Genomic DNA, 2,010 nt, shown 5'->3' with positions numbered 1-2,010 from the left:
ACTCCAAAACCCCTTCGGGCCAAAAGTGTTACCCATGTCTCCGGTATAAACCGTAACCCATGTGTCCGGAACGGACCCTGGAAATTTTGGCTCCCCGGGCCGGATTCGAACCAGCGACCAACCGGTTAACAGAGGTTTTTTGGTGAGTTTCCCTGGGCCGTCTTGCGACGCACTGAAGTATTCTGAAGCTCTTGTAAATTAAATAACTTTTTGTTCCACTCGCTTCGGGCTGTCCCATCACATCTCGACAAAGCTCATGGTTTTCTGTAGATCATTGTGTAGATCACTCACGAACCGGTTGGTCGAGGGAGAGGATGCCGCAGGTCGAGCTTACGGACAAACTTTGCCAATCTGCGAAGGCGGTATCTGGCCGAAAGACAGACTACTTTGACACGTTGGTAAAAGGGCTCGTCTTGCGTGCGTCGGCAGGCGGGACGAGGTCCTGGTACCTAGTCTATGGTCCGCCGGCGAAGCGCCAATGGCTGAAACTCGGCTCCTATCCAGATATATCGCTTGGTGGTGACAAGGGAGCCCGCCAGCGCGCGCGGGATGGGCGTGCCAAAGTGGGGGATGGAGGCGATCCGGTCGCCGACAAGAAGGCGCAGGCCGCTTCCCAGACCGTTGCCGATTTAGTCGACAACTACATCAAGCGTCACGCCTCGACCAAGCGCTCGGGAGACGAGATCGCTCGCCGCCTTCGCAAGAATGTCTCCGGCCGGAACGCCGACGGCGGGAAGTTGGAGAAGAGTTCTGTGGGGTGCATTGGCGACGTCAAGCTTTCCGAGCTGCATCGCCGCGATATTACGAAAGCGATCGACGCCCTGAAGGACCGGGGTGCCCACGTTGAGGCGAACAGGCTCTTCGAAGACGTCCGCGCCATGATCCGATGGGCTAGAGGCAGGGGCGACCTTGATCAGAACCTCGTCGAGGGCATGCGCAAGCCCACCGAGACAGTTGAGCGCGATCGCGTGCTATCACCCGACGAGATCGGATCCATGTGGGGAGCCTTGGCACACGCTGATATGCGGGAGTCGACGAGGCGCGTCATCCGCTTATGTCTTGTCACCGCGCAGCGCGTGGGCGAGGTCTGCGGGATGACAGTCGACGAACTCGATCTCGATATGTCGGTGTGGACTATTCCATCTCTACGTTCAAAGAACAAACGCGAGCATGCGGTCCCTCTATCTCCAATCGCCGTTACAATCATTCGCGACCAACTTGCCGACGTGAAAGCGCTTGCCGAGCGTAAGGGCAGGGCCATGCCCGCATTTGTCTTCCCTGGACCTGGAGCCCATGCGCCTGTGACCGGTGCCGCGATCGCCAAGGCGATCAAGCGTGAAGAGATCATGAAGCGCGGAAAAGCGACGATCTTGGGCGTTGAGCCTTGGACCTCACACGACCTTCGTAGGTCGGCGGCAACGCACATGGAGGAACTCGGCATCTCGCCTTTCATCATAGGCCACGTTTTGAATCACGTAAGCGCGACGAAGGCTAGCATCACCAGCCGCGTTTATGCGCGCTACGATTACATGAGAGAAAAGCGAGAAGCACTCGCCCGTTGGGCTGATCGACTGACCGGAATTGTCAGCGGTGGCGCTGAGATCGTGCCGCTCGGCTCGGTGGGCGCTGCGCCACCCTGACTTCCGCGGCGTCGTATGAATTGTCGGGGAGGGCGTCAGGCTCGCCTCCATGACGCAGGGAGATGGGCGAGGATCCCACGCATGTGATGATGCGCCAGATCATGGCGCAGTTCGATGAATATCGGTCCAAGGAGAATGCCAAGCACGTGCTCCTCATTTCAGCGCATGCCGGAACAACCCGAGAAGTGGCCGCGAGGTGCCGCCTAGACGCTGATGAACGCCCATGACGCTCGGCAAATCGCGCGCATCCGATGCGGCCTTGCAATATCCAGCGCTTCTAGGTGGCGAAAGAGCGTAAGCGATGTTTCCGGGCCACCTTTCGGGAATGATCGCGATCTGTGAGGTTGCCGATCCTGTATTGGGATCGGAG

General features: G+C 58.6%; 2 protein-coding genes. One reads left to right on the top strand and one right to left on the bottom strand.

Going from position 1 to position 2,010, the window contains the following annotated elements; all coding sequences use genetic code 11:
* Nucleotides 1-314: 314 nt before the first annotated feature.
* The gene (locus FJ414_RS31270; RefSeq protein ID WP_140648198.1) at nt 315-1,640 is read left to right on the top strand and encodes a site-specific integrase; all 1,326 of its coding nucleotides are present in this window, start codon (nt 315-317) and stop codon (nt 1,638-1,640) included.
* Nucleotides 1,641-1,793: 153 nt separating this feature from the next.
* On the opposite strand, the gene FJ414_RS31695 is transcribed toward FJ414_RS31270, so the two are convergent.
* On the bottom strand, nt 1,794-2,010 hold a 217-nt coding region (locus tag FJ414_RS31695; protein WP_210239693.1), incomplete at its 5' end, for a hypothetical protein.

The sequence above is a fragment of the Mesorhizobium sp. B3-1-6 genome, from assembly GCF_006439555.1.
Taxonomy (GTDB): Bacteria; Pseudomonadota; Alphaproteobacteria; order Rhizobiales; family Rhizobiaceae; genus Mesorhizobium.
The sequence above is the reverse complement of the archived record's forward strand: the minus strand, read 5'-3'. Positions and strand labels throughout refer to the sequence as shown.